The organism is Aeromonas sp. HMWF014, assembly GCF_963878295.1.
Lineage (GTDB): Bacteria > Pseudomonadota > Gammaproteobacteria > Enterobacterales > Aeromonadaceae > Aeromonas > Aeromonas popoffii.
Genome location: NZ_CAWNYS010000461.1, coordinates 1 through 1515, shown reverse-complemented (window position 1 = coordinate 1515; position 1515 = coordinate 1). Strand labels below are relative to the sequence as shown.

Genomic DNA, 1515 nt, shown 5'->3' with positions numbered 1-1515 from the left:
TCCTTGGTGAACATGATGAGTGGTTGCCGGTCGGGCTTGTACAGATGGTGCCCTCATCAAGTAGAGAGAGCCATAACGATCAACGCCCGCCCACACAGCGCTGTGTGGGCGGGCGTTCATCAAGAGTGAGCGAACTCAGCGCTTGCTGCGGAACTTGTTGCTGACGGAGTCGATCCAGCTGAAGGTTTCTGGCAGCACCTGATTTCTGGCCCGCTCTTTGGCCTTTTCCCGAGCCAGTTTGGAGGCCACCTTGGCTGCCTCTGCACGATCTGCCACGATTTTAAGCCGGCCTTCCTCACGGATCCTGTTACGTTCTGCGTTGGTCAGCTGATGGTCAGCATTGGCCTGGGCTTTTTGGAGCAACAGGGTTATCTCGGCCTTTTCGGCCTCGGTGAGGTCTTTCATTTCCAACTTTTTCACGGCGCGCTCCTGGCGGCTGGGGGATGGGATACCCTAACACATTTTCGTCGACTATTTCTTACGCAATGTGCTCCACGGCCATAAAAGTGCGGGTTCCACGCTTTTTTTCGTTATTTATCTGCCAGTTCACTACAGATTTATCGCATTTTCCGGGTTGCATGGCACGTCTCTCAACCGTGGCCGCTCGGTTCGACATGGATCAGCACTATGGCATGGGGCAGGTGGTGCATGATGCCCTGCTCTATCTGATCACAGATGGCATGGGAGAGCTCTATGCTCATCTCCTTGGGCAGGGTCAGGTGGAAATCGATATGACGACGGCGTCCGGCCTGACGGCTACGCAGGGCGTGAAAGCCACCATGCTCGGGGCAGCACTGCTCGATCACCTGAGTGGTGATGGCCAGCTCCTCCTCGCTCATGCTGTGATCCAGCAGGGGCTGAAAGGCCTGATTGAGCATGGCGATGGCTTCCCGGAGAATGAATATTGCCACGCAGATGGCCACTATGGGGTCGAGCAAATAGAGGTTGTAGCCCAGCCCGTCGGCGATCCAGATACCGAGCAGGCCGCCTGCGACCCCGAGAGAGGTCAGTACGTCTGCCTTGAGGTGCAAGGCATCGGCGGCCAGCGCGATGGACTCTTCCTCTTTCGCCACCCGGTAGAGATAGGTGGAAACACCGCTGTTGACCAGCGCCGAGATCAGCATGACCAGCACGCCAAAGCCCACACTTTCGACCGGTGTGGGTGTGATCAACTTGCCGATGGCTTCGAAGATGATCCAGCCCGCAGCCAGCAGGATTAACAGGGCTTCTATGACGCCGGAGACGTTTTCGATCTTGTCATGACCATAGGGGTGGCGTTGATCGGGTGGAATATCCGACCGACGTACCGCAAACAGCGCGATGAGCGATGCAACCAGGTCCATTGCTGAGTGGATGGCTTCGGAAATAATACTGACGGAGCCACTCAAGGCCCCGGCAAATATCTTCATGATAATCAGGGTGATATTGGAGCAAACTGAGACCAAGGCCGCTCTGCTTTTTCTGGTCATGGGATATCCTATTTTTTATATAATATTTTCACAAATAGGGTTGGAT

The 1515-nt window shown here is 55.2% G+C and carries 2 protein-coding genes; both read right to left on the bottom strand.

Translation table 11 applies throughout. From position 1 onward, the window contains the following. Positions 1 to 135 precede the first annotated feature (135 nt). Positions 136 to 420 (bottom strand): DUF3811 domain-containing protein, encoded by a 285-nt coding sequence (locus AAC083_RS18110; protein ID WP_011899186.1) that lies wholly within the window; start codon positions 418 to 420, stop codon positions 136 to 138. Positions 421 to 590: 170 nt separating this feature from the next. Continuing rightward, a complete protein-coding gene (locus AAC083_RS18105) occupies positions 591 to 1469 on the bottom strand; it encodes a cation diffusion facilitator family transporter (protein WP_108537340.1) in 879 nt (292 codons plus the stop codon). Positions 1470 to 1515 lie beyond the last annotated feature (46 nt).

Excerpts from the sequence above, each read along its gene's own strand:
- AAC083_RS18105 (WP_108537340.1), bottom strand. The coding sequence starts at position 1,469 with ATGACCAGAAAAAGCAGAGCGGCCTTGGTCTCAGTTTGCTCCAATATC.